Source organism: Vibrio sp. R78045 (genome assembly GCF_042466085.1).
GTDB lineage: Bacteria > Pseudomonadota > Gammaproteobacteria > Enterobacterales > Vibrionaceae > Vibrio > Vibrio cyclitrophicus.
Genome location: NZ_JAXHBS010000018.1, coordinates 1,214,308 through 1,239,278 on the forward strand (window position 1 = coordinate 1,214,308; position 24,971 = coordinate 1,239,278).

Below are 24,971 nucleotides of genomic sequence, written 5' to 3' on the forward strand. Positions count from 1 at the left end.
GTGTCCTTGTTATACGAACTAGCCGATCAAGCGATCTTCAACTAACTCGATTTCATTCTTTAATTTTGCAATAAACTTAAGCTTTCTTACTCGGTCTGCAGCTTCTAACCAAGCTTCGCTGTCGAGTTCTTGTTGGATAGCGCTTAATTGTTGTTTATACATTTTGCTAACCTTTCCTTCAAATGCAAACAAAGCATCTTCAGGATCAGAACTGTCGGCGATATCTTCCAGCTCTTCACGCAATTCCATTTGCTCCATCAGGAACATAGGATCTTGCATAGTCTGCTGCTCACCACGAATATCCTCACCATGTTGAACTAACAGGTATTCAGCACGGCTGACTGGATTTTTCAACACCTGGTACGCATCATTGATTTGCGCAGCTTTTTGCACAGCCAGCAAGCGATCTCGCTCAGAAGCCGTGGCAAATTTATCAGGGTGGAATTGGCGTTGCAGATCTCTAAACTGAGAAGAAAGAAGGCTACCATCCAGTTGAAACTGAAGTGGTAGCCCAAATAATTCGAAATGATTCATGTAACGGTGGTCCTAAGTTTAGGCTCTTTACTTAGAGCCTAATTTTATTCTTCGCTCATTATAAACGCTCAACGATTGAGGCATTTATACATTGAAGCTCTCACCACAACCACATTCGCCTTTCGCGTTAGGGTTGTTGAATTCAAAACCTTCGTTTAGGCCTTCTTTTACGTAATCAAGCTCAGTACCGTCTAGGTAAACTAGGCTCTTTGGATCAATGATGACCTTAACACCTGAATGCTCGAACACTTCGTCTTCTTCGTTGAGCTCGTCAACGAATTCCAGTACATACGCCATACCCGAACAGCCAGTAGTTTTTACCGCTAAGCGCAACCCGATACCTTTACCTCGGTTATCTAGGAAAGCTTGAACTCGGCTTGCTGCCGTATCTGTCATGGTGATGGCCATACTACAACCTTGTGTTTTATATAAATTGAGAACTCAGGGGGAGCACAAAGGGTGCTCCCAAATATTACTTTTTTGAAGTGATTACGTTGTAGAAACGATTAGTGCTTCTTTTTGTAATCCGCAACCGCTGCTTTGATTGCATCTTCAGCAAGAATTGAACAGTGAACTTTCACTGGTGGCAACTCTAGCTCTTCTGCGATTTCAGAGTTTTTAATAGCAGCTGCTTCATCAATACTTTTACCTTTAACCCACTCAGTTACTAGTGAGCTAGAAGCGATTGCGCTACCGCAACCGTAAGTCTTGAATTTTGCGTCTTCAATAATACCTTCTGCAGATACTTTGATTTGCAGTTTCATTACGTCACCACAAGCTGGTGCGCCAACCATGCCGCTACCTACACTTGGATCTTCTTTATCAAACGAACCTACGTTACGTGGGTTTTCGTAGTGATCAATTACTTTTTCGCTATATGCCATGATAGTTACCTCGAATCCTCTATTTCCGTGAGATTAGTGATGAGCCCACTCAACAGTGTTCAAATCAATCCCTTCTTTATACATATCCCATAGAGGAGACATGTCGCGTAATTTATTTACTGCTACACGGATTTGTGCAATCGCGTAGTCGATTTCTTCTTCCGTAGTGAAACGGCCGAATGAAAAACGTACTGAGCTGTGTGCCAGTTCATCGTTTAAGCCAAGAGCGCGTAAAACGTATGAAGGCTCAAGACTCGCTGATGTACATGCAGAACCTGATGATACCGCTAAGTCTTTTAAAGACATAAGCAGAGATTCACCTTCAACGAAAGCAAAGCTCACGTTTAGGTTATGTGGTACACGTTGATCTAAGTCGCCATTTACCGTTACTGCTTCTAGATCTTGAACCCCTTTCAATAGACGCTCGCGAAGTGCTAGTGCGTGGTCATAATCTTTCTGCATGTCTTGTTTAGCGACAGCAAAAGCTTCACCCATACCCACGATTTGGTGAGTAGCAAGCGTACCAGAACGGAAACCACGTTCGTGACCTCCACCGTGCATCTGTGCTTCAAGACGAATACGTGGCTTACGACGAACGTACAAAGCACCAATGCCTTTAGGGCCGTATGCTTTGTGTGCAGAAAGAGAGATAAGGTCAACTTTCATCTCTTTTACATCTAGTGGGATTTTACCCGCAGACTGAGCCGCATCAACGTGGAAGATGATCTTGCGTGAACGACATAATTCGCCGATTGCAGAGATATCTTGGATTACACCAATCTCGTTGTTTACGTGCATGATAGAAACAAGAACCGTATCTTCACGCATTGCTGCTTGTAGCTTGTCTAAATCAATGATGCCGTTTGCTTCAGGCTCAAGGTAAGTCACCTCAAAACCTTCACGTTCTAGTTGGCGACATGGATCAAGAACCGCTTTATGTTCTGTTTTACACGTGATTACGTGCTTACCTTTCTTCTCGTAAAAGTGCGCTGCACCTTTGATAGCAAGGTTGTCTGACTCTGTAGCACCTGACGTGAAAACAATCTCACGTGGGTCTGCATTTAGTAGATCGGCAATTTGCTCACGAGCATTATCTACTGATTCTTCTGCCTGCCAGCCGTAACGGTGTGAACGAGATGCAGGGTTACCGAAGTTACCGTCCATCGTCATGCACTGAACCATTTTTTCAGCAACACGTGGATCGACTGGGCATGTAGCTGAATAGTCAAAGTAAATAGGCAGTTTCATTTTCTACTCCAATGTAAAAACTGACCGCTAAGAGCGGGCATTAACACCGTGAGGTGCTGCACTAATCGTTGTAGTGCTCGTATTTTTATGTGCAAAACCATTATTAACCGCAAGATCGATATCTTGACGATCAGAAATCTCTAAAACTTCGTTATCTTTCATTAGCTCACCGAGCGTAATGTCATTTAAGAAGCTGCTGATTCGGGAGCTTAAATCACGCCAAAGAGTGTGAGTTAAACAACGACTACCACCTTGGCAATCTGCTCGACCGTGACACTTGGTTGCATCCACTGATTCGTCTACTGCTGCAATAACAGTTCCGACAGCAATGTCGCTCGCTTCAGCACCTAAGCGGTAACCACCACCAGGGCCGCGAACACTAGCAACTAAGCCAGCTTTACGTAACTTAGAAAAGAGTTGTTCTAAGTAAGATAACGAGATGCCTTGTCGCTCTGAAATATCAGCCAGAGGAACTGGGCTTTTTTGCGAATGCAGTGCTACATCTAGCATAGCTGTTACCGCATATCTTCCTTTAGATGTAAGTTTCATATCACACCGTATCCACATTGTTTATGTGGTTGGAATTTTCCCATACCCGACTAAATTGGTCAAGTATTTAGTTGACTATTTTAGTCAAGTATTCATCCCTAGAGGTTGTATGGGATTTATTTGCCCGATTTACTCTTCTCAATCGAAGTCAAAATACCGCGCAAAGTGTTGATCTCTTGAAGCTCTGGGCGAGCACGGCTGAATAGACGACGTAACTTGTTCATCACCTGACCCGGCTTATCCTTAGAGATAAATTGGGTATCAATGATCACTTTTTCAAGGTGCTCATAGAACATTTCTAGTTCTTCGTGACGTGGGTAGTCATCTTGTTGTTGTGGCTGATATTGGCTAGCCACCATATCAAGGTGTGCAACACGAACTTCGTAGCTCAGAGTCTGTACCGCCATCGCTAGATTTAATGAGCTGTATTCTGGGTTAGCAGGGATACATACGTGATAGTGACATTTCTGCAACTCGTCATTCGTTAAGCCAGTACGTTCACGACCGAACACTAATGCGACTGGATATTTTTGACCTTCAACGGCAAACTTTTCGCCACACTCGCGAGGCTCAAGCATTGGCCACTCAAGCGTACGAGAACGAGCACTTGAGCCTACAACCAAACCACAGTCTTTTACTGCTTCTTCTAGAGTAGAAACAATGGTCGCGTTTTCTGCGATGTCACCTGCACCCGCAGCCAGTGCTAAGGTCTGCTCGTCAACTTCACATTGAGGGTCTACAAGAACCAACTGACTCAAACCCATCACTTTCATTGCGCGAGCTGCTGAGCCGATATTTCCCGAATGAGACGTACCAACCAGAACGACTTTTACATTGTCTAACATGCTATATGACACCACTTTAAAAATAATCGCGAGATATTAACACATAGCAAAGTAAAATGGTCAGACCCTTAACGGAATGTGAAACCAAGAGTTCAAAAAATAACCACTTCCCTTTTACGGAAACTTTGGTATACTCGCCGCCGCTTTAAATTGTTCTTTAACATCTTGTGGGAAAAACCATATGCATCCAATGCTAAACATTGCGATACGCGCTGCGCGTAAAGCTGGCAACCATATTGCTAAATCTCTTGAAACAACTGATAAGATCGAAACATCTCTAAAAGGTAACAACGATTACGTTACTAACATTGCTCAAGAAGCTGAGTACATGATTATTGAGACAATCAAATCATCTTACCCAGAGCACAGCATTATTTCTGAAGAGTCAGGCCTGACTGAAGGTAAAGACTCTGACGTACAATGGATCGTTGACCCACTAGATGGCACCAACAACTTTGTAAAAGGTTTCCCTCACTTCTCTGTATCTATTGCTGTTCGTATGAACGGTCGTACAGAAGTTGCTTGTGTTTATGACCCAATGCTAAACGAGCTATTCACTGCTCAACGTGGCGCTGGCGCTCAACTTAACAACGCTCGTATGCGTGTTACTCAACTTAAAGACCTTCAAGGTACTGTTTTAGCGACTGGTTTCCCATTCAAGCAAAAACAACACTCTGAATCTTTCATGAAAATCATCTCAGCTTTATTCGTAGATTGCGCTGACTTCCGTCGTACTGGTTCTCCAGCTCTTGACCTATGTTACCTAGCGGCTGGTCGTGTTGACGGTTACCTAGAACTTGGTCTTAAGCCATGGGATCTAGCTGCTGGCGATCTAATCGCTCGTGAAGCTGGTGCTATCATGACTGACTTTGCTGGCGGTACTGATTACATGACGTCTGGTAATGTTGTTGCTTCAAGCGCTCGTGGTGTTAAGTCTATTCTTAAGCACGTTCGTGAAAACTCTAACGAAGGTATGCTGAAGTAATTCAGACCTTACGTTAATGCTCTTTAGTTAAGAGCAGAAGATTTTCAAAGCCTCGCTATTGCGGGGCTTTTTTGTATCTGTGATACGAGCTACGAGCAAGATGGCGGTTAGTCGCGATGAGCACAACACACTTCGCTGATGAATTGCATTGAGCTTATCGACAAAATACAGACGTAAAAAAACCGCTGACTAGGCAGCGGTTTTTTTGTTTAGCGAAACTTATTAAGCCAAGGCCTAAGGCATCTCGTCAAACTCTTCACCTTCTTTGTCCACTTGCGGTGGCATTAGGTGTTCACGCGTAATACCCAACTTCATAGCCAGTGCAGATGCAACGTAGATAGAAGAGTATGTACCAACCGTAATACCCAGTAGAAGTGCGGTTGCGAAGCCGTGAATCATAGCTCCGCCCTGAACAAACAGTGCGATAACTACGAATAACGTTGTACCAGAAGTGATCAATGTACGGCTCAATGTTTGTGTGATTGAGCTGTTCAGTACTTCAGGTGCTTCACCCTTACGCATCTTACGGAAGTTCTCACGAATCCGGTCAAATACCACTATGGTATCGTTGAGGGAGTAACCGACCACCGTCAGCAAGGCTGCTACGATTGTAAGGTCTACCTCAATTTGCATTAGAGAGAACACACCTAGTGTGATGATAACGTCGTGTGCTAGGGCTAATACAGCACCTGCAGCCAAACGCCATTCAAATCGCACTGACACGTAGATCAAGATACAGATAAGAGAAACTAGAATAGCAAGACCACCAGCTTCTGTTAGTTCATCACCCACGTTTGGACCAACGAACTCGATACGGCGCATTTCAACTTGCTCACCAGTACCATCTTTAATTGCAGTCAGGATCTGGTTACCAAGCGTTTCGCCTGCAACACCGTCACGTGGACGTAGACGAACCATTACCTCACGCGCAGAACCAAAGTTCTGAACCGTAGCATCACCAAAGCCTTCAGCTTCTAGTGCACTTCGAATGTCAGGTAGGTTTGCTGGTTGCTCGAAACCCACTTCAATCAGCGTACCGCCGGTAAAATCTAAACCCCAGTTCAACGACTTCGTTGTTAAGGTGAAGATAGCAGTACCAATCATCAAGATAGAGAATACAAAGGCAACCTTTGACCAACGCATAAAGTCGATCATTTTTTCTGCTTTTAGAATCTGAAACATATTAATTCCTAGCCTTAGATCGACAGTTTCTTAACGCGTTTGCCGCCATACATCAGGTTCACGATACAACGTGTTCCGACAATAGCTGTAAACATTGAAGTCAAGATACCGATTGATAACGTTACCGCGAAGCCTTTAATCGCACCTGTACCTACAGCAAACAGAATGATTGCTGTCAGTAGTGTGGTGATGTTGGCATCGGCGATTGTACTAAATGCGTTTGCATAGCCTTGGTGAATTGCTTGTTGTGGACTGCGTCCATCTCGAAGTTCTTCACGTATACGCTCAAAGATAAGAACGTTGGCATCGACTGCCATACCAACCGTCAATACGATACCGGCAATACCTGGTAGCGTCATTGTCGCGCCAGGAATCATCGACATGACACCAATAATCAACACAAGGTTAGCCATCAGAGCGACGTTCGCGATCAGACCGAAAGTTCGGTAGTAAAGCAGTGTAAACAGCATTACTGCAGCCATACCCCAAACCATCGCCATGATACCCATATCGATGTTTTGTTGCCCCATAGATGGACCAATCGTACGTTCTTCTACAATCGAGATAGGCGCAATCAATGCACCAGCACGTAGTAGAAGTGCCAAGTTATGAGCTTCAGCCGTTGAGTCGATACCTGTAATACGGAAGTTACGGCCAAGTGCAGATTGAATCGTCGCTTGGTTAATCACTTCTTCGTGCTTACTTAGAATCACTCGGCCTTCAGGCGTTTTACGACCGCTGTCTTTATACTCTGCAAATACCGTTGCCATTAGCTTACCGATATTCTGACGAGAGAACGCAGACATCTTGCTACCACCTTCGCTGTCTAGCGAGATGTTAACTTGTGGACGACCATATTCATCAACACTTGAGCTTGCGTCAGTAATACTTGAACCGCCTAAGATAACGCGCTTCTGAAGTACAACAGGACGACCATCACGATCTTGCTTGATTTCGCTACCCGCAGGGGCACGACCAGAAGCGGCAGCGGCTAAATCAGCACTGCTATCCACTTCACGGAATTCAAGTGTTGCCGTCGCACCAAGAATTTCTTTAGCGCGCGCCGTGTCTTGAACACCAGGCAATTCCACTACGATACGGCTAGCACCTTGACGTTGAACCAAAGGCTCAGCTACACCAAGTTCATTAACACGGTTACGTAGGATAGTGATGTTTTGCTCTACCGCGTAGTTACGGATTTCTTGAAGACGAGCTTCTGTGAAGTTTGCAACCAAAGAAAAACGACCGTTAGATGCAGAATCGACGAACGTCATGTCTTGGTGTTTAGATTGCAGTAGCGATTTCGCTTCAGCAAGCTGCTCTTCGTTACGCAGAATCACTTCAACCGCATCTTTACCTGATGGGCGAATTGCACGGTAACGAATCTTTTCTTCACGAAGTTCACTGCGGAACGCTTCTTCTTGTTGGCCAACCAGCTTTTCCATTGCAGCATCCATATCCACTTCCATTAAGAAGTGAACACCGCCACGTAGGTCAAGACCGAGCTTCATTGGTGCAGCACCAATAGATTCAAGCCAATCAGGAGTTGAAGCCGCTAAGTTTAAAGCAACGATAACATCATCACCTAGTGCTTCTGTGATGATATCACGGGCACTAATTTGCGTATCTGTATCGTTAAAGCGAACAAGAATGGAACCGTTCTCTAGAGCAACGGATTTAGTAGAAAGGCTCTCTGCTTCAAGAGCATCGGTGACAGCATCCAGCGTAGACAGATCTACAGAGGCGCCGCGCGCCCCTGTAACTTGAACTGCCGGATCTTCACCGTATATATTTGGAAGTGCGTATAACGCAGCAATAGCGATGGCAAACATCACCATCAAATACTTCCATAACGGATAACGGTTTAGCACAGCGAGGATCCTCTAGCTGTTTATAGAGATTTCAGAGTACCTTTTGGTAGCACTGCTGTAACGAAGTCTTTCTTGATAACTACTTCGTTGTTTGCGTTCAATTCGATAGCAACGTAGTCGCTGTCTTCAGCAATCTTAGTAATCTTACCGATTAAGCCACCGCTTGTAAGAACTTCATCGCCTTTGCCCATTGAAGACATAAGGTTCTTATGCTCTTTAACACGCTTAGCTTGTGGACGGTAGATCATGAAGTAGAAGATCACAGCAAACATACCTAGCATGATAAGCATTTCGAAACCGCCGCCTGCTGGTGCACCTTCTGCTGCTGCGTGAGCTTGAGAAATAAACATTTAAAACATCCTCTATTATATTTTCGTAATTGTTTGTCTAATTGGGTTGCACCCCTTTATTTTCAAGCCCCAACTCTCGGAAGAGAGATGGGGCTCGCAAAAAAAGAAATACTAAGATTCTTTACCTAGTGGTGGCACTTCACGCCCCATTCTTGCGTAGAACTCTGCAACGAACTCTTCAAAGCGATCTTCATCGATAGACTGACGAATGTCTGACATTACTCGCTGGTAGAAACGCAGGTTATGAATCGTGTTCAGTCGAGCACCTAGGATCTCATTACAACGATCCAAATGGTGTAAGTACGACTTGCTATAGTTCTTACAAGTGTAACAGTCACACTCTGAATCTAGTGGTGTTGTATCCATTTTATGCTTCGCATTACGGATCTTGATCACACCTTCAGTTACAAATAGGTGGCCATTACGTGCATTTCGCGTTGGCATTACACAGTCAAACATGTCGATACCGCGACGAACACCTTCAACCAAGTCTTCAGGTTTGCCTACGCCCATTAGGTAACGTGGCTTATCTTCAGGTAATTGAGGACATGTGTGCTCAAGAATACGGTGCATGTCTTCTTTTGGTTCGCCTACAGCTAGGCCGCCAACAGCGTAACCGTCAAAACCAATTTCTGTTAGGCCTTTAACGGACACATCACGAAGGTCTTCGTATACGCCACCTTGTACAATACCGAACAGTGAGTTCGGGTTTTCTTGCTTATCAAAGTGATCGCGTGAACGTTGAGCCCAACGAAGAGACATCTCCATCGAGTCTTTAGCTTCTTTATGCGTCGCAGGGTAAGGCGTACATTCATCAAAGATCATTACGATGTCTGAGCCTAGATCCTTTTGGATTTCCATCGACTTTTCAGCGTCCATGAAGATCTTGTCACCGTTTACAGGGTTACGGAAGTGAACACCCTCTTCAGTGATTTTACGCGTCGCACCTAGGCTGAATACTTGGAAACCGCCTGAATCAGTCAGGATAGGTCCTTTCCAGTTCATGAAATCGTGCAAGTCACCGTGCAGCTTCATGATTTCTTGACCAGGGCGTAACCATAGATGGAACGTATTACCTAGTAGGATTTCAGCACCGGTGTCTTTCACTTCTTCAGGCGTCATACCTTTTACCGTACCGTAAGTACCTACTGGCATGAATGCTGGTGTTTCAACGGTACCACGTTCAAACTGAAGTTGACCACGACGTGCGCCGCTGTTTGTTTTTTTAAGTTCGTATTTTAATTTCACGAAGCCTCCAATATGCCAGAGAAACAATCTGACTGATAATTCAGAACCTTAAGCTAAACATAAGTTCAATCTCGCGAGTTCTATGAGGAGCGGTCGCGTATTCCCTGCGAGAGATTAGACAGACACTCTGCCCAACTCCTAGCTTACTGCTAGCACCCGTAAATTCTTTTTATATCGTTTATAACGAGTTAGATTAGCTCGTTTTCTTATTGATGAACATCGCATCACCGTAGCTAAAGAAGCGATATTCGCTCTTCACTGCGTGATCGTATGCGCCCATCACATTGTCGTAGCCAGCAAATGCACTCACCAACATAATCAGTGTTGATTCTGGTAAGTGGAAGTTGGTAATCAAGCAATCCACCAACTGATATTCATAACCAGGGAAGATGAAAATTTCTGTATCGCCAAAGAAAGGAACTAATTCGGTGCCCTTCTTCAGTGCATCTTGCGCTGCACTTTCTAGTGAGCGCACTGATGTTGTACCAACGGCAATAATACGACCGCCACGAGCTTTTGCTGCAGCAACGGCATCAACCACTTCTTGCGGTACCTCAACGTACTCAGCATGCATGTGATGATCATTGATATTATCAACTTTTACTGGTTGGAATGTGCCCGCACCTACGTGAAGTGTCACGTAAGCAAACTCTACACCTTTAGCTTTCATGTCAGCCATTAGCTTGTCATCAAAGTGAAGGCCAGCTGTTGGCGCAGCAACGGCACCGGGCTTCTCATTGTAAACCGTCTGGTAACGCTCTTTATCTGCGTCTTCATCAGGACGATCGATGTAAGGTGGCAGTGGCATGTGACCAACACTGTTAAGAATTTCTAATACGCTTTGGTCGGAAGTGAAATGGATTTCAAACAACGCATCATGACGCGCTACCATTTCAGCTTCATACTCGTCATTCTCACCAAGAAACAATTTAGTGCCTGGTTTAGGAGATTTAGAACAACGAACGTGGGCTAGAATACTCTTCTCGTCGAGCATTCGTTCAACCAACACTTCAAGCTTACCGCCTGATGCCTTGCGACCGAACACGCGAGCAGGAATAACTCGAGTATTATTGAAAACGACAAGATCGCCCGGCTCAACCAAGTCTAAAACGTCTTTAAACGAACCATCCGTCAGGTTGCCATTATTGCCGTCTAATTTAAGCAGGCGGCTTGCTGTACGCTCTTCTTGAGGGTAACGAGCAATAAGTTCATCTGGTAGGTCAAAGTGAAAATCTGAAACTTGCATGTGTCTAGTCTTGTCTTAGTTGATGAGATTCGTGCCGTTGACGAATAATAAATCATGCTTGCTAATCGATCGTTACGATAAGTAATTCATTACCGGGAACTGATGACAAACACGACTAAAAATTTCGCAGTGGGCTAGTATAGGCACACGAGCCGCAATAGCAAGGTTTACAGCACTGGATTATTGTAAAGAGGCGTAAAATAAAGCTAACGATTCACCTCCTCAAACTAAAGAATTAGTTGCATAAAACTCGCCCAAAAATGCGTCAGGTCTCAGTTATTTTTTGGATAAAAAACTATAGTAATAGCAACAAATAAAAAAGAAGGAGGTTCGTATGATCAAGGTTGAAGATATGATGACTCGCAACCCTCATACCCTATTGCGCTCACACTCACTGGCCGATGCTAAGCACATGATGGAAGCGCTTGATATCCGCCATATCCCAGTTGTAGATGCCGACAGAAAATTATTAGGCGTCGTAACACAACGTGACGTTCTTGCCGCTCAAGAATCTAGTCTACAAAACATCCCACAAGCTCAATCATTTACTCTTGCGACACCACTCAACGATATCATGCACAAAAGCGTTATGTCGGTAGAGCCGCGAGCTGGATTGAAAGAGTCAGCTGTTTATATGCAAAAGCACAAAGTGGGCTGTTTACCTGTTGTCGATGACCACGAATTAATAGGGATTATCACTGATAGCGACTTCGTCACGATAGCGATCAATCTACTCGAACTCCAAGAAGAAGTAGAACCGGAAGAAGTCGAAAGTTAGCCAACGTTGTTCTATCTGCTATCCCCCTAGAGCCTTTCAATCCAAGGCTCTTTACATGTCCAACAATCACATATTCACTGTGAAACTCACTGTATCCCTCATTTCTTCTTAGAGACCAGTTCCAAAGTTCAAGCCTCTCAATAAACCGAACTCACTTATTGTTCTTATATATGAGAATGTAAGGCTCTAATTGGATTTATTGATATATCTATCGTTTGGATAATGTAAAAATTTGTTAACAATAAAAACAAACTGCCTTTCTGGGAATGATACGTATGAGTTTAAAGAAATTGCTGTCCTTGGGTTTTGGCGTAATTCTTGCGCTAATTTTGGTTATTTCAGTCGTTGCTTCATTGCGCTTTTATCAATCGAGTGATGGATTTAACATCTATCGTTCCCTCGCATTAACAAGCGTATCCACAGGGCGAATCCAAGCCAACATATTGGAAGCTCGTTTATCTGCATTAAAATATATAAAGGACCCTGTTGCATCGCATGCTTCAGAACTGGACAAGCGCATCACTACATCAATTCAATTGATCGATGAAGTGTTAGAGGCTCATCTTGACGACCTCCATAAAAATGAGTTCTTAGCGATAGAGAAGCAGCTTAAACAGTATAGCCAAGGGTTTAGCCAAGTTGTTCAACTGGTCAATACTAGAAATAGCTTAGTAAAAGAGAGCTTAGACCCATCAGGTTTAAAAATGCGACAAGCAGTGACTAACTTGATGACTCAAGCATCTGCTGAAGAGGATTTAGAGGTTGCAGTCAGTTCAGGACAACTTCAACAACACGTATTGCTATCAAGATTATATGCTTCTAAATTTCTGACCAGTAACAACACAGAAGATGCTCAGCGAGCAGAAAAAGAATTTGCATCAGCAGCGTTGCTTGTGGAAACAATAGAATCTCAACTAATGTCGAACGAGCAAATTCGATACTTAACTGATTTTAATACCGCTTTTAAAGCCTACCGTCTGACATTTTCAGAAGTCGTTGACACGATAAATGAACGAAACCGCATCGTTTCTGGCACCCTTGATGTTGCTGGTAGCAACGCAGCAAAAACAATTGAAGAAATCAAACTATCCACAAAGTCAAAACAAGACTCTGTAGGACCAAGCATGGTTGAACGATTTTCAAATGCTCAATTTATCTTAGGTGCACTTTCAATCATTGTTATCGCTATCGCCCTTGGCATTGCAATCTCCATTTACCGAAGCGTATGGAAAGTTGTAGGAGGGGAGCCTAGCGAGATTCAATCGATTGTCGAAGAAGTTGCTTCAGGCGATCTTTCAAAACAGATTCCAGTAACAGGTAAAGAAACGGGTATATACGCCAACATTTTAGAAATGCGCCAAGAACTACGTCGCATCATCGATGGATTCCACCAAATTTCAGACAACGTTTCAGCAGCTTCAGTCGAGTTAACAGCCGTAATGAGCCAAACCGAGGGGAACGCTCAACAAGAGCTGAGTCAAATGGAACAAATAGCAACTGCCATCAATGAGCTCTCTAGTACTGCGAATGAAGTCAGCCACAACGCTGCTAGTGCTGAGAACGCGGCAACGGGTGCAACTTCCAATGTCAAAGAGGGGGGAGTTTCACTCGATGCATCCGATGATATATCTCGCAAGGTTGAAGACTCAATCGAAGAAACATCAAACATCGTCAATCAACTGCAAGAGTACTCGGTAGAGATCGGGACTGTTATTGAAGTGATCAACTCGATTTCCGAACAGACGAATTTGCTTGCGTTAAATGCGGCAATTGAAGCAGCACGAGCTGGTGAGCAAGGGCGTGGTTTTGCTGTCGTTGCTGATGAAGTTCGTTCTCTGGCCGCTAAAACACAACAATCAACTGTCGATATTCAAGAGATAATCTCTCGACTTCAAGCACAGGCAAAAGATGCCAACCAGTTCATGCAATCTAACCTATCGTTAGCCGTCGAGTCGCGTCATTACAGCGAACAGCTTAGAACGGCATTCGCATCAATAACGGAGTCTGTTGGCCTGATTTCAGATATGAATACACAAGTAGCAACAGCATCTGAAGAGCAATCAGGAGTCACACAGGATATTTCACAAAATGTTTCTTTGACCTTTGATATCGTTCACCAAAATGTTTCAGGAATCGAACAAAGCAAACAAGCGAGTGAGGAGTTATCTTCATTAGCAGTGAAACAAAAAGACTTACTGAGTTTTTTCAAAATCTAACGCTGTAAATAAATTTCCAACGCCACAGTTTGTGGCGTTTTTCTTCTAAAATAAATAAAAAGAGCGGCTAAAATGGCCGCTCTTTTTATTTTATCTATTTGATGTTCTAGTTATTACAACAACTCAGAAACCACATCAGCTAATTGGTGGAATGTCTCGAGACGCGAAGAGCTCGGGCGCCATACAAGGCCGATATCTCGGTACGCTTGCTGACCAGGAGGATCAATAACCACTAGGTTTTGATTTTCCAGTAAGCCATGGTCGATAGCCATTTGTGGAATAAAGGTAGTTCCTAAACCATTGGCCACCATTTGTACCAATGTATGTAGGCTTGTGGCGGTGAACGGGTTTATCTTCTCTTTGTCGGTTAGCTTACAGGCTGATACCGCGTGCTCGGTTAAGCAGTGCTCATTCTCCAACAAAAATACAGACTCATCTGGTAAGTCATCGTATTTAATCGGAACACGAATGCCATCTGCTTGATTGCGACTGATCACCATTCTGAATGGGTCTTGCCCAACAACTTGGCTCTCCATGTTGTCGATATCGACAGGCAAAGCCAAAATCAAAACATCCAACTCACCATGACGCAGCGCTGCTAATAAGTTAGTTGTTGTGTCTTCACGTAACAGCAAATTTAACTGTGGAAAGCGTTGGTTAACTTCTTGTACTAAATCGCACAACAAGAACGGCGCGATGGTAGGAATACACCCTACTCGTAGCTGCCCTTGCATTGCATCCCCATTGCATAAGTTTCCGAGCTCAACAAGGTCTTGCCCTTTCGCCAGTAGCTCTCGACCATGCTTAACCACCAGCTCACCCGCTTGTGTAAATACTAATGGACTCTTTTTATCTTTTTTCTCATACAAAGGGCAACCAATCAGCTCTTCGAGGTTTTGAATACCTTTACTTAGCGTGGATTGACTGACGAAACAGCGATCAGCAGCATCGCTGAAGTGGCGTGTTTCGTGAAGAGTAACGAGATAATAAAGTTGCTTAAGACTTGGCCATTTATTCATGAAATTACTTTGTAATATGAGTAGGATAAGTTGGACAAAGGTCAGCAGACCTAAGGACTGAGCAAAGAATAAGCTTATCGCTTTTTTCGATTAACTTAATCTATTTAATTCGCTTTTTTCTATAGTACCGATTGTACTATAGTTTGTCCCGTAGAAACGGAGCTCAAACAAAGATGTGTTGGGCCAACTAATTTTTTAGGAGATTCCAAATGGTACTAGTAGGTCGTCAAGCCCCTGACTTTACTGCAGCAGCTGTTCTAGGTAACGGCGAGATCGTTGATAACTTCAACTTCGCAGAATTCACTAAAGGTAAGAAAGCGGTAGTTTTCTTCTACCCACTAGACTTCACTTTCGTTTGTCCTTCAGAGCTAATCGCTTTCGACAACCGTCTTGAAGATTTCCAAGCTAAAGGCGTTGAAGTAATCGGTGTTTCTATCGATTCACAATTCTCTCACAACGCATGGCGTAACACTGCTATCGCTGATGGCGGTATCGGTCAAGTTAAATACCCTCTAGTTGCTGACGTTAAGCACGAAATCTGCAAAGCATACGATGTTGAGCACCCAGAAGCAGGCGTTGCTTTCCGTGGTTCTTTCCTAATCGACGCAGACGGTCTTGTACGTCATCAAGTAGTGAACGATCTTCCACTAGGTCGTAACATCGACGAAATGCTACGTATGGTAGACGCACTAAACTTCCACGAGAAGAACGGTGAAGTTTGTCCTGCACAATGGGAAGAAGGTAAATCAGGTATGGACGCATCTCCAAAAGGTGTTGCAGCATTCCTATCTGAGCACGCTGGCGACCTAAGCAAGTAATTACCTCTTAAGCCCGAACTCAACGCGGGTTAATGGTTGGAAGACTCTCTATAAAGAGAAATAAAGCATAAGCTAATAGCGCAAAGCGCACCGCCAATCAGTTAAGAAGTAAAGTCCTATTAAAAGCCCGAAGTTAACGCTTCGGGCTTTTTGTTTTTACACGCTTTAATCCATTCCCTTTCTCACAATGAATAGGGGTAACTGCAAAGCAAAACTTTACCCCTATTTCCCTCTTCAAACATCTATTCAGAATCACATCTAGATTGCTATTATTTCATCAATAACTTTTTGAACGAATAAATCTGATGAACACCGAAATTGAAGTCTGTATCGATAACTTAGAATCTCTACATAACGCACTATCTGGCGGTGCGAATCGAATTGAGCTTTGCTCTTCCTTGTCACTTGGCGGGTTAACTCCAAGCTTCGGAATGATGAAGCAAGCAGCAAAAGTTTCGTCAGTTCCAGTATATGCCATGATACGGCCAAGACAAGGCGACTTCATTTTCGATGATGACGACATGCTCTGTATGCTTGAAGATATTGAAGCTTGTGCAAGTGCCGGGGTAAATGGGGTCGTACTTGGCGTGTTAGAGCCTAATGGAAGTATTGATATGCCAAAAATGCAGCAACTGGCTGACAAAGCGCACTCATTAAAGCTTGGAATTACGTTCCACAGAGCCATTGATCAAAGTTCTGACTACCAAGTAGCATTAGAACAAATCATTACACTTGGATGCGAAAGAATCCTAACGTCAGGGCTTGCTGTTAATGCAGAGCAAGGCATCGATGTATTGGCAGCAATGGTCAAACAAGCCGATAGCAGAATCGATATCATGGCTGGGGCTGGCGTCAACGCAACAAATGCTAAGATTATTCAAAGCAATACCCAAGTGCCAGCTCTTCACCTTTCAGGAAAATCAACAAGACCAAGCCTAATGGAAAACAACTCAAGTGCTCAAATGGGCAGTGATGATATTGATGATTATCAGATCCCAGTGACCGACGCTAATAAGATATCCGATGTAAGAGAAGCCCTCATTGTTTAGGGCAATAATCACTAACACAAATCTAAGAGAACCTCGCGACTAATCTAACTAACTGACGTATATTAGATTTAATAGTGCCGAAAATTTTCATGGATAGATATGGCTAAAGACTTATTCAGTACTCTTGATTTAAACCTGTTACGAACATTCCTCATTGTTTATCAAGAAAAAAACACCAGAAAGGCTGCGGAGCGACTCTTTGTTTCACAGCCAGCAGTCAGCCAAGCCCTACAGAAGCTAAGATATCACTTCAATGATGACCTCTTCGTAAAGGTTCATGGTGGCCTGCAACCTACCTCATTCAGTGAGCAACTCATCAATGAAATAACACCACACTTTGATGGCCTAATGACCGCTGTGAATGCATCCAATCGATTTAATCCAAGTGAAATTGACTACCCCTTAAAGATAGCGTTATCACCTGTAGTACTAGCTTGTTTATCCGGTACCTTATATAAAGAGCTTATGAGACAAGCACCAAATTCAAAACTCGAGCTTGTAAGTTGGTCTACCTCATCTTGTGAAGATATACAGAAAGGAGAGGTTCTATTAGGCGTTGCTTACGAGCTTCCTTTTACATCAAAAGAGATTTATGTAAAAAAACTGGTGGAAATTACCGGCCGATTATTTGTAAGAAAGGATCATCCGATAAAGCAAGCTTCAGTCAGTCCCGAAGAGTTAGCAGGTTATGAAATAGCATCAATGATATCTCCTGGCTGGAACGACAATTTTAGCCATGCAGCCAACATATTAGAGTCACGTTCAATTCCACACAGTATTGGCTTTCGTTCCGAGATTTTGATGGCTATCATCGATGTCGTGGCGAACTCAGATATGTACATGCCACATTCCAACCTATTCCCCATAGATAACTACCCAACGCTGCGAGCTATAGATGTAGATCTTGACACTAAACACAAAAATATCAGCGTTTACAGCCACATACACACTAAAAACCGCAATAACCCTCTCATATCCTGGCTTTTCGATGTAATCAAAGATGCGCTACTACAACAAATTAATAAGTAATGCTTATTACAGATATACGAGAACCTATTTAGCTTAAAAATATAACACTGTTTAATATTCACTCCATCGACAGGGAGTCAATCAAATATAAGGATGCAATAATTAAACATTAAGAGCGTTATTTATATGAAATTACTAACTACAGCACTAACCGTTATCGCAATCACTTCTGCTTCATCAGCTTATGCTCAGAAAGACTATTCTGGACATCGTATTGGTTTCGGTATTGTTTCTAGTGAAGTCGATCATCTAGATTCAAATTTCTCTCGAAGCGATTTAGGTAATGGGTTAAAGCTCGAATATGGTTATGACATTAACCGAATCTTTGGTGTGAATATCTCATCAGATACGAGTAAAGAAGATGAAAATTTTGAAGGCTATGGATATGAGACTAAAGTTTCAACCTTCAAAATAGACACAGACATCGGCTATGCATTCTTCCTCAATGGCTTTGATGTAAAGCCATACGGTGCTATTGGTTTTGCTCGTGTAGAGGAAAAGATCACGTTAAATACGCCTGACGGTAGTGCGAGTATCAAAGACAACAATACTTCTCTATTGCTAGGCACCGGAGTTAGAGCAAATTTTGATTTCGGTCTTTATACCGACCTACGCTTCAACTTCATCATGATGGATGACTATGACATCGATCAGTTATCTTTCACTGTCGGATACAAGTTCTAAGAATAGCTTTCCATCAATTAAACACTTTGTTCACAATCTGTTTGGGTTGTGAGCAAAGTAATCATGCGTACCAATAAGTAGGCATTATCACCGATATAACCAATACGAATTAGCCTACTCTTTCTAAAATATTACAATATGAGTGTTATTCAATTGCTTCACTGGTTTTACACATGGAGCGACATAATGCTAAGGAGAGCTAAATTTACCTCGGTGGTACCATGAAATTAAAAACACTCCTTCTCACTTCCGCTTTATTTTCAACATCTGCATTTTCAAACGGCCTTCACCTATCTCCTGAAGTAAAAATCGGCGCTTATCATGGTTTTGGGATCCAGGCGGGTATTACTGATGTGGCAAACTCGGGGGCACTGTACTTAAGCTACTCCCACCTTTGGTATGACAGCAGTCGCTATGATGAAACAGTGGATGCTTACCGTATTGGTATTCAAAATATGTTTGGGCGAAATCAAATTCACGGTTTTCAAGCTGAGATCGGAATGGCCAGTTATGACGGTGCGAAAACACGTTCAACTGAAATAGAAGAGAAGACAGCGCATGGTTTAAGTCTAGGCGGTGCCTACGTTTACCAAGCAACACCAGTGCTTGGGCTACGCGCTGGTTTTGATATGAATATTTTTGATCATAATAAGACCTTTGTGCCTTACGATACGACCATCAACCTCAACCTAGGTGCCATCGTTAGGTTCTGAAGATAAGTTCTATTTGAGCGCGTCATCTAGGCTTTGATCGCCAAGGTGACGTACATCTTTACCCTTCACAAAATAAATAATGTATTCACATATATTTTGGCAACGATCCCCCACTCGCTCAATCGCGCGGGCTGACCACATCACTTGTAGGATGTTGGGGATATTCTTAGGGTCTTCCATCATATAAGTCATTAACTGACGAATCACCGCTTCGTATTCAGCATCCAATTTGTCATCAAGCTTATGAACCTCAGCCGCAGCATCAACATCCATTCGAGCAAATGCGTCCAAGACTTGATGTAGCATAGTGATCGCTTGTCTACAAAGTGGCTCTAGCGATACGTGGAACTTTTGTTCTTTGGTCGATGGAATCTCTATCGCGCCTTGAGCGATCTTAGAAGCAACATCACCAATTCTTTCGAGATCAGTAATTGTTTTGATGATCGCCATAATCAAACGTAGATCTTTCGCTGTAGGCTGACGTTTGGCGATAATACGAGTGCAAGCCTCATCAATAGATACTTCCATTGCATTCACTTTGTGATCGTCACGAATCACTTTTTTGGCCAGTTCCACGTCATCTTTATGGAGAGCTTGCATCGCAAACGAAAGTTGCTGCTCCACCAACCCGCCCATGGTAAGTACATGAGTACGGATAGACTCTAGTTCTACGTTGAATTGCCCTGAAATATGACGACCGAAATGCATATCAGCTCCTTGAAAAGAAATGAAACAAGCCATTGATATAAGAGTGGCTTAGCTCTGAGTGGCTCCGATTAAACGTTAGCCATACCTACCTGTTATGTAGTCTTCTGTTTGATTTTTCAATGGAGACGTAAAGATTGAATCCGTATCTGAGTACTCGATCAATTTTCCCATATGGATAAAGGCAGTGTGATCACTAACACGAGCAGCCTGCTGCATGTTATGAGTAACAATCACTACGGTATACTGGGTTTTCAGATCGTTAATCAACTCTTCAATGGTCAACGTAGAGATAGGATCCAATGCTGATGTCGGTTCATCTAACAACAGAACTTCTGGTTCAATCGCCACTGCACGGGCAATGACCAAACGCTGCTGTTGACCGCCAGATAAACCAAAGGCATTCTCATGCAATCGGTCTTTCACTTCGTCCCATAGCGCAGCTGCGCGCAAAGAACGTTCAACAGCATCATCGAGATCTCGACTGTTACTCATGCCTTGTAGTCTCAAACCGTAAACCACATTCTCATAAATAGACTTAGGGAAAGGGTTTGGGCGTTGAAAAACCATTCCAACACGACGTCTCAATGTAGCCACATCAACCTTAGGGTGATAGACATTCTTACCATGAAGTTTTACTTTCCCTGAAACCTTACACCCCTCAACCAAATCGTTCATACGATTAATACAGCGTAATAGGGTCGACTTACCACACCCAGATGGGCCGATAAATGCGGTCACTTGTCCTTTAGGAATCTGCATTGAGATATCATCGAGTGCTTGGCTCTCTTTATAATAAAGATTCAGCCCTTCAATCGAGATAGCAATTTGCTCATCCTTTAGGTTGTGAACATCAAGTGGTGCTTGGTAACCCAAGGTTTCATTAATCGAGAACATTTAATCTTGTCCTAAGGTTCGGTATTTTTCACGCAAGTTATTACGGATATTGATGGCTGTTAAATTCAGTCCAACGATAACCGTAACCAATAAAAATGAAGTCGCATACACTAAAGGTCGTGCCGCTTCGATATTCGAAGTCTGAAAACCAACATCGTAGATATGAAAGCCTAAATGCATGAACTTTCTATCTAAGTGTATGTAAGGGAACTGACTATCAACAGGCAAACTTGATGCGAGTTTAACAACCCCTACTAACATCAATGGGGCAACTTCTCCCGCAGCTCTAGCAATCGCTAATATTAACCCCGTAATAATCGCAGGGCTTGCCATCGGTAACACAATACGCCATAGCGTCTCAAATTGAGTTGCACCAAGCGCTAAAGAGCCATGTCTTACAGAGCTAGGAATTCGCGTCAAACCTTCTTCTGTTGTCACAATAACAACCGGAAGCGTCAATACCGCTAAAGTCAGTGCAGACCAAAGCAGTCCAGGAGTCCCAAATGTTGGAGCAGGTAAACGCTCTGCATAAAATAAGCTATCGATTGATCCGCCAATGGTATAAACAAAAAAGCCTAAACCAAAAACACCATATACGATCGATGGAACACCCGCCAAATTGATCACGGCAATACGAATTAAACGAGTCAATGCGTTACTTTTTGCGTACTCATGTAGGTAAATAGCCGCAACAACGCCTAAAGGCATCACTACGATCGACATCAGTATTACAAGCAACACAGTACCAAAAATAGCAGGAAAAACCCCGCCTTCAGAATTGGAGTCTCGCGGATTTTCAGATAAGAATTTCCAAACTTGCTTACCCCAATGCCCGACCTTTTCAGGATAAGACATTTTATTGGGATACCAGTAATCCAGTATATGACTGAGCGGTATTTCTACCTTTTCGCCTGTCATATCTTCCACCAGCAAACTTTCCACATTCAATTGCGTTCTGAGATGCTCCAGCTTTAATTCGGCTTCATCTAATTGACGGTTTAATTCAAGTTTGGTTTCTGTATATGTTTTAAGATAGTCATCACTCACTGACTCATTTAGCTCTAGCTTACGCTTTTCTAAACGTAAATTTTCTAATTGCCAACTAACGTTACGTATCTCTTGATTTACAACACGTGACGTTTCTTCACGCAATGTATCGGCAAACGCCAAACCGTCTTCAAGCTTTTGGTCAATGTTCGAGTAAAAGGTTCCAGAAGCCGTTTTAAAGCCAACGGGTTTACCAAAGAAATACCCACCACGACTGCGTTCAATCACAGCCCATTCAGAGGGGGTGGTTGGCTCTAGTAAATTCACATCCAGTATTGATACAAAATCAGCAGGGTAAAGTTCTCTGTTTGCGACTTTGATATTTAAGCGCTGTATTAACCCAGTAGAAATGTTTTGTGGCGATAAAAGATCATGAGCTTGTGGTACCTGTTCTATCGGAATGTATTTTCGTTCATACAACTGACCAATTAGCACATCTTGCTTTGACACCGTTTCATCAAGGTCGACAACCAAAGATAGATCTTTAGACTCAACTTGCCATTGGTACAGCGGGGTCGGCCAAAAATAAGTTAACCCTTTCCAGCCAATCAATAACATTAAACCAAGAACAGAAAGCATACTAATACTCACTGCACCGCCGGTTAACCAGATCCATGGAGAGCCAGATTTAATCCAAGATATTAATGATTTTAGCTTATCCATCACCACCAACCTCGAACGCTGTCCACATAAACAAAACTGTCATCGTTTTCATGAATAGCACAACGCTCAGTGTCCTTAGTGAAACAACGAGATTCAAGCACGCAATGAGACAAAACATCAAAACTACAGAGCACGATATTTATCTCTCAATCTTTGTCTTACCCACTCAGCAACTGAGTTCACCGCGAACGTAAAAATAAACAGCAGGAGTGCAGCTAAGAACAACAAGCGGAAATGAGACCCGCCCACTTCAGATTCTGGCAATTCGACAGCGATCGTTGCCGATAACGTCCTCATCCCTTCCAAAATATTCCAATCGAGGATCGGTGTATTACCTGTTGCCATCAAAACGATCATCGTTTCACCGACAGCACGCCCTAGCCCCATCATAATTGCTGAAAAAATACCGGGGCTGGCCGTGAGTAATACGACGTAAATCAGGGTCTGCCACGCTGTTGCGCCTAAAGCTAATGATCCATCTGACAGGTGCTTAGGTACTGAGAAAATAGCATCTTCTGCAATGGTGAAAATCGTAGGAATGACCGCAAAGCCCATAGCAAAACCAACGACCAACGCGTTACGTTGATCAAAATCGACGCCATAACTAGCCAGGAAAGTTCGAATATCACCATCAAACAACAAAGCTTCAATGCTGCTGCCACCAGCAAATACCGCAACCACAGTGACAATCAAAACGGGTATCAAAATCAGCGCATGCCAGCCATTAGAGAAGCGACTCGTCACCACCTTAGGTAAACAGAACCAAGCTAGCCCAGTCAATAGCGTACTTAATGGCAGCAACACCATTAATGAAAATACAGCCGTTAAATGGGTTTCAACGATTGGGGCAAACCATAAGCCAGCTAAAAAGCCAATGATAACTGTCGGTAAAGCTTCCATCAGTTCAATCGAAGGCTTCACTACTCTTCTCATCCGTGGAGACATAAAGTAAGCGGTATAAATAGCCCCGAGTACAGCAACCGGTACTGCAAACATCATGGCAAACAGAGCCGCCTTGATGGTACCGAAAGTGATAGGGACTAAACTGAACTTCTCTTCAAAATCATCATTGGCAGACGTTGATTGCCAAACATATTGAGGCTCTGGATAGCTTTCATACCAAACTTTTTGCCACAGCGATGAAAACGAAATTTGTGGGTATTCATTGTCGACCTTAGCCACGCTTATTTTGTTGTCAATTAGCGTTGCCAGATGTAATTCATTAGCAGACATGGCTGCTAATGTAGGTGATTTATCAAATGCTCGTTCAAATAGAGAGAGCTTCTCGCTGGTCGTATAATGGCTTTGTAATGTGCCATTCTTATAGAAGCTGTAGAAACCCTTTCGGTAAGTATCCGGCAAAATAAATTGCACTTCTTCAGCCAGTTGGAAATCGCGGATGTGAGTCAGACTACGCTGTTCATCTTTCAGCACATCAAACCATTGGGAAACTTGTCCGTCCTGATGCGTTACTAACAGGGAGTAAGCACCCGATAATAAATCGATGCTTTTAACGGCGTGCTTCGCATCATTCAAACTAAGATCAATGACTTCGCGAACATCAAAACCAACGTCCGATCGCTTTAATATCACGAGATCAGATTGAGATCTTAGGTATAGAGTTTGCCCATCAGGGGTAATGAGCAGCTGTTGCTGTAAACCTAGCTTGTCCGATAGCCATTGGCTTTTTTTAAAAGTATATGCACCTGCAAGATCACTCTGGTACCACTTAACAAGGACTCGCTGATCTGTTAACTGAGCAATAACGGTGATATCACGTCCACTTTTAGAAAACGCGAATTGTTCGATCACAGCACCATTTGCAGGTTCATCGTGTAAAAAAGGCTCAGGGAGCGTGATCTGTTCTATTTTTGGCTCTGTCTCTGTGCCCTTTTGCAGCACAGGCGCACTATACTCTGGGTAGAAAAAAGTCATGTTGCTTGCGCCATCCGCAAAGGCAAACCAATTTTCAGAAGGGGTATTTCGAGAAAAAGCTATTGGATTGGTTACAACACTACGCTCAAAGTAAGAGTGTTTTTTTTGAGAGTCTAAATCCCAAAATTGTACCAAACCAGATTTTTCGATGGTAAATGCATGTTGGCCATATTCATCAACAGATAAAGCGATAGGCTCTTCTACACCAACGGTTTTAACGACTTGAGCCGTCTCTAAACCGGTATCAGAAAATACGGGTAAAATAACCATCGCCAAGTAAACAAAGATCAAAACCAAAGCAGCTAAAACACTGACGCCGCCACATGTCACGGAAAAACGGACGAGACGATCTTTCAACCATCTTTTTTTGTCGCGTTCTTTCAATGAAAATTGGGCTGAAGCCATCTGTTTATCTACCTTTTTTTAGCTACTGACATAATATGTACCTTAGATGACAGTTATATTACAAGTAACGT

General features: G+C 43.1%; 24 protein-coding genes. 8 read left to right on the top strand and 16 right to left on the bottom strand.

The genetic code is table 11. The features are described from left to right. Positions 1 to 18: 18 nt before the first annotated feature. From hscB to trmJ, 6 genes are all read right to left on the bottom strand, one after another. Positions 19 to 534 carry a co-chaperone HscB gene (gene hscB / locus SJY39_RS27250; RefSeq protein WP_010440522.1) on the bottom strand — a complete coding sequence of 172 codons (516 nt, stop codon included), beginning with the start codon at positions 532 to 534 and terminating at the stop codon, positions 19 to 21. Positions 535 to 618: 84 nt separating this feature from the next. Continuing rightward, positions 619 to 942 (bottom strand): iron-sulfur cluster assembly protein IscA, encoded by a 324-nt coding sequence (iscA, locus tag SJY39_RS27255; RefSeq protein ID WP_010440519.1) that lies wholly within the window; start codon positions 940 to 942, stop codon positions 619 to 621. A 98-nt stretch (positions 943 to 1,040) separates the two neighbouring features. Further along, positions 1,041 to 1,418: a Fe-S cluster assembly scaffold IscU gene (gene iscU / locus SJY39_RS27260; protein WP_004735094.1), complete on the bottom strand. Its 378-nt coding sequence runs from the start codon at positions 1,416 to 1,418 to the stop codon at positions 1,041 to 1,043. 33 nt (positions 1,419 to 1,451) lie between these two features. Then, a complete protein-coding gene (locus SJY39_RS27265; RefSeq protein WP_010440514.1) occupies positions 1,452 to 2,666 on the bottom strand; it encodes an IscS subfamily cysteine desulfurase in 1,215 nt (404 codons plus the stop codon). 27 nt (positions 2,667 to 2,693) lie between these two features. Then, complete coding sequence (gene iscR, locus SJY39_RS27270; protein WP_010440512.1) at positions 2,694 to 3,215, bottom strand: Fe-S cluster assembly transcriptional regulator IscR; 522 nt, start codon at positions 3,213 to 3,215, stop codon at positions 2,694 to 2,696. Positions 3,216 to 3,331: 116 nt separating this feature from the next. Beyond that, positions 3,332 to 4,060 carry a tRNA (cytosine(32)/uridine(32)-2'-O)-methyltransferase TrmJ gene (gene trmJ, locus SJY39_RS27275; RefSeq protein ID WP_016792159.1) on the bottom strand — a complete coding sequence of 243 codons (729 nt, stop codon included), beginning with the start codon at positions 4,058 to 4,060 and terminating at the stop codon, positions 3,332 to 3,334. Between the two features lie 181 nt (positions 4,061 to 4,241). Between trmJ and suhB the strand changes: the two genes are divergently transcribed. Continuing rightward, on the top strand, positions 4,242 to 5,045 hold the full coding sequence (gene suhB, locus SJY39_RS27280; protein ID WP_010440508.1) for an inositol-1-monophosphatase: 804 nt from the start codon (positions 4,242 to 4,244) through the stop codon (positions 5,043 to 5,045). 234 nt (positions 5,046 to 5,279) lie between these two features. Here suhB and secF read toward each other — a convergent pair whose 3' ends face one another. From secF to queA, 5 genes are all read right to left on the bottom strand, one after another. Next, entirely contained in the window at positions 5,280 to 6,227 is a 948-nt protein-coding gene (gene secF, locus SJY39_RS27285; protein WP_016788422.1) for a protein translocase subunit SecF, read from the bottom strand. Between the two features lie 14 nt (positions 6,228 to 6,241). Then, positions 6,242 to 8,098, bottom strand: a complete 1,857-nt coding sequence (secD, locus tag SJY39_RS27290) for a protein translocase subunit SecD (RefSeq protein WP_080572723.1) — start codon at positions 8,096 to 8,098, stop codon at positions 6,242 to 6,244. Positions 8,099 to 8,118: 20 nt separating this feature from the next. Further along, complete coding sequence (gene yajC / locus SJY39_RS27295; protein WP_010440492.1) at positions 8,119 to 8,448, bottom strand: preprotein translocase subunit YajC; 330 nt, start codon at positions 8,446 to 8,448, stop codon at positions 8,119 to 8,121. 111 nt (positions 8,449 to 8,559) lie between these two features. Then, positions 8,560 to 9,696 (bottom strand): tRNA guanosine(34) transglycosylase Tgt, encoded by a 1,137-nt coding sequence (gene tgt, locus SJY39_RS27300; RefSeq protein WP_010440490.1) that lies wholly within the window; start codon positions 9,694 to 9,696, stop codon positions 8,560 to 8,562. A 193-nt stretch (positions 9,697 to 9,889) separates the two neighbouring features. Further along, the gene (gene queA / locus SJY39_RS27305) at positions 9,890 to 10,942 is read right to left on the bottom strand and encodes a tRNA preQ1(34) S-adenosylmethionine ribosyltransferase-isomerase QueA (RefSeq protein WP_010440488.1); all 1,053 of its coding nucleotides are present in this window, start codon (positions 10,940 to 10,942) and stop codon (positions 9,890 to 9,892) included. Between the two features lie 334 nt (positions 10,943 to 11,276). On the opposite strand from queA, the gene SJY39_RS27310 reads away from it, so the two are divergent. Further along, positions 11,277 to 11,720 carry a CBS domain-containing protein gene (locus SJY39_RS27310; protein ID WP_010440484.1) on the top strand — a complete coding sequence of 148 codons (444 nt, stop codon included), beginning with the start codon at positions 11,277 to 11,279 and terminating at the stop codon, positions 11,718 to 11,720. A gap of 275 nt (positions 11,721 to 11,995) precedes the next feature. Further along, positions 11,996 to 13,936 (top strand): methyl-accepting chemotaxis protein, encoded by a 1,941-nt coding sequence (locus tag SJY39_RS27315; RefSeq protein WP_016796697.1) that lies wholly within the window; start codon positions 11,996 to 11,998, stop codon positions 13,934 to 13,936. 113 nt (positions 13,937 to 14,049) lie between these two features. Here the strand turns inward: SJY39_RS27315 and SJY39_RS27320 are convergent, their stop codons facing one another. Then, the gene (locus tag SJY39_RS27320) at positions 14,050 to 14,955 is read right to left on the bottom strand and encodes a hydrogen peroxide-inducible genes activator (protein WP_016767129.1); all 906 of its coding nucleotides are present in this window, start codon (positions 14,953 to 14,955) and stop codon (positions 14,050 to 14,052) included. Positions 14,956 to 15,164: 209 nt separating this feature from the next. Here SJY39_RS27320 and SJY39_RS27325 point away from each other — a divergent pair, with 209 nt between their 5' ends. The 5 genes from SJY39_RS27325 (at position 15,165) to SJY39_RS27345 (ending at position 19,248) form a co-directional block, all read left to right on the top strand. Then, on the top strand, positions 15,165 to 15,773 hold the full coding sequence (locus SJY39_RS27325) for a peroxiredoxin C (RefSeq protein ID WP_010440476.1): 609 nt from the start codon (positions 15,165 to 15,167) through the stop codon (positions 15,771 to 15,773). Between the two features lie 305 nt (positions 15,774 to 16,078). Continuing rightward, positions 16,079 to 16,822, top strand: coding sequence for a copper homeostasis protein CutC (locus SJY39_RS27330; RefSeq protein ID WP_016789119.1), 744 nt, complete (start codon positions 16,079 to 16,081; stop codon positions 16,820 to 16,822). 99 nt (positions 16,823 to 16,921) lie between these two features. Then, on the top strand, positions 16,922 to 17,851 hold the full coding sequence (locus tag SJY39_RS27335) for a LysR family transcriptional regulator (protein ID WP_016767126.1): 930 nt from the start codon (positions 16,922 to 16,924) through the stop codon (positions 17,849 to 17,851). A 126-nt stretch (positions 17,852 to 17,977) separates the two neighbouring features. Next, entirely contained in the window at positions 17,978 to 18,535 is a 558-nt protein-coding gene (locus SJY39_RS27340; protein WP_010440457.1) for a porin family protein, read from the top strand. A gap of 221 nt (positions 18,536 to 18,756) precedes the next feature. After that, entirely contained in the window at positions 18,757 to 19,248 is a 492-nt protein-coding gene (locus SJY39_RS27345) for a hypothetical protein (protein WP_010440456.1), read from the top strand. A 9-nt stretch (positions 19,249 to 19,257) separates the two neighbouring features. On the opposite strand, the gene phoU is transcribed toward SJY39_RS27345, so the two are convergent. The 4 genes from phoU to SJY39_RS27365 all read right to left on the bottom strand — a co-directional run bounded on the left by phoU (position 19,258) and on the right by SJY39_RS27365 (position 24,900). Continuing rightward, positions 19,258 to 19,956 carry a phosphate signaling complex protein PhoU gene (gene phoU, locus SJY39_RS27350; protein WP_009848270.1) on the bottom strand — a complete coding sequence of 233 codons (699 nt, stop codon included), beginning with the start codon at positions 19,954 to 19,956 and terminating at the stop codon, positions 19,258 to 19,260. Positions 19,957 to 20,031: 75 nt separating this feature from the next. Continuing rightward, entirely contained in the window at positions 20,032 to 20,850 is an 819-nt protein-coding gene (pstB, locus tag SJY39_RS27355; RefSeq protein WP_016796699.1) for a phosphate ABC transporter ATP-binding protein PstB, read from the bottom strand. After that, positions 20,851 to 22,560, bottom strand: a complete 1,710-nt coding sequence (gene pstA, locus SJY39_RS27360; protein WP_016796700.1) for a phosphate ABC transporter permease PstA — start codon at positions 22,558 to 22,560, stop codon at positions 20,851 to 20,853. A 123-nt stretch (positions 22,561 to 22,683) separates the two neighbouring features. After that, entirely contained in the window at positions 22,684 to 24,900 is a 2,217-nt protein-coding gene (locus SJY39_RS27365) for an ABC transporter permease subunit (protein ID WP_010440448.1), read from the bottom strand. Between the last annotated feature and the right edge of the window lie 71 nt (positions 24,901 to 24,971).

Bases quoted from the DNA above. Each gene is read 5' to 3' on its own strand.
- hscB (WP_010440522.1), bottom strand. From the start codon at position 534: ATGAATCATTTCGAATTATTTGGGCTACCACTTCAGTTTCAACTGGAT.
- iscA (WP_010440519.1), bottom strand. From the start codon at position 942: ATGGCCATCACCATGACAGATACGGCAGCAAGCCGAGTTCAAGCTTTC.
- iscU (WP_004735094.1), bottom strand. From the start codon at position 1,418: ATGGCATATAGCGAAAAAGTAATTGATCACTACGAAAACCCACGTAAC.
- SJY39_RS27265 (WP_010440514.1), bottom strand. From the start codon at position 2,666: ATGAAACTGCCTATTTACTTTGACTATTCAGCTACATGCCCAGTCGAT.
- iscR (WP_010440512.1), bottom strand. From the start codon at position 3,215: ATGAAACTTACATCTAAAGGAAGATATGCGGTAACAGCTATGCTAGAT.
- trmJ (WP_016792159.1), bottom strand. From the start codon at position 4,060: ATGTTAGACAATGTAAAAGTCGTTCTGGTTGGTACGTCTCATTCGGGA.
- suhB (WP_010440508.1), top strand. From the start codon at position 4,242: ATGCATCCAATGCTAAACATTGCGATACGCGCTGCGCGTAAAGCTGGC.
- secF (WP_016788422.1), bottom strand. From the start codon at position 6,227: ATGTTTCAGATTCTAAAAGCAGAAAAAATGATCGACTTTATGCGTTGG.
- yajC (WP_010440492.1), bottom strand. From the start codon at position 8,448: ATGTTTATTTCTCAAGCTCACGCAGCAGCAGAAGGTGCACCAGCAGGC.
- queA (WP_010440488.1), bottom strand. From the start codon at position 10,942: ATGCAAGTTTCAGATTTTCACTTTGACCTACCAGATGAACTTATTGCT.
- SJY39_RS27310 (WP_010440484.1), top strand. From the start codon at position 11,277: ATGATCAAGGTTGAAGATATGATGACTCGCAACCCTCATACCCTATTG.
- SJY39_RS27315 (WP_016796697.1), top strand. From the start codon at position 11,996: ATGAGTTTAAAGAAATTGCTGTCCTTGGGTTTTGGCGTAATTCTTGCG.
- SJY39_RS27320 (WP_016767129.1), bottom strand. From the start codon at position 14,955: ATGAATAAATGGCCAAGTCTTAAGCAACTTTATTATCTCGTTACTCTT.
- SJY39_RS27325 (WP_010440476.1), top strand. From the start codon at position 15,165: ATGGTACTAGTAGGTCGTCAAGCCCCTGACTTTACTGCAGCAGCTGTT.
- SJY39_RS27330 (WP_016789119.1), top strand. From the start codon at position 16,079: ATGAACACCGAAATTGAAGTCTGTATCGATAACTTAGAATCTCTACAT.
- SJY39_RS27335 (WP_016767126.1), top strand. From the start codon at position 16,922: ATGGCTAAAGACTTATTCAGTACTCTTGATTTAAACCTGTTACGAACA.
- SJY39_RS27340 (WP_010440457.1), top strand. From the start codon at position 17,978: ATGAAATTACTAACTACAGCACTAACCGTTATCGCAATCACTTCTGCT.
- SJY39_RS27345 (WP_010440456.1), top strand. From the start codon at position 18,757: ATGAAATTAAAAACACTCCTTCTCACTTCCGCTTTATTTTCAACATCT.
- phoU (WP_009848270.1), bottom strand. From the start codon at position 19,956: ATGCATTTCGGTCGTCATATTTCAGGGCAATTCAACGTAGAACTAGAG.
- pstB (WP_016796699.1), bottom strand. From the start codon at position 20,850: ATGTTCTCGATTAATGAAACCTTGGGTTACCAAGCACCACTTGATGTT.
- pstA (WP_016796700.1), bottom strand. From the start codon at position 22,560: ATGGATAAGCTAAAATCATTAATATCTTGGATTAAATCTGGCTCTCCA.
- SJY39_RS27365 (WP_010440448.1), bottom strand. From the start codon at position 24,900: ATGGCTTCAGCCCAATTTTCATTGAAAGAACGCGACAAAAAAAGATGG.